Genomic DNA, 314 nt, shown 5'->3' with positions numbered 1-314 from the left:
ACCGAATGGGTCGAGAAATACGACCTCTCCGCGCTCAAGGTGCTGGGCTCGGTCGGCGAGCCGATCAATCCCGAGGCCTGGGAATGGTACAACACCCATGTGGGCAAGGGCCGCTGCCCGATCGTCGACACCTGGTGGCAGACCGAAACGGGCGGCCATCTGCTGACACCCCTGCCCGGCGCCATCGCGACCAAGCCCGGCTCGGCCACGCTGCCCTTCTTCGGGGTGCAGCCGGTCGTGCTGGAACCCGAATCGGGGCGCGAGATCACCGAGACCGAGGCCGAGGGCGTGCTCTGCCTCCGGGACAGCTGGCC

General features: G+C 68.5%; 1 protein-coding gene. It reads left to right on the top strand.

What is annotated here, in order from left to right; all coding sequences use genetic code 11:
• On the top strand, positions 1-314 hold a 314-nt coding region (locus GH815_RS18775), incomplete at both ends, for an AMP-binding protein (RefSeq protein WP_153750242.1).

Source organism: Rhodovulum strictum, from assembly GCF_009649175.1.
GTDB lineage: Bacteria > Pseudomonadota > Alphaproteobacteria > Rhodobacterales > Rhodobacteraceae > Rhodovulum > Rhodovulum strictum.
The sequence above is the reverse complement of the archived record's forward strand: the minus strand, read 5'-3'. Positions and strand labels throughout refer to the sequence as shown.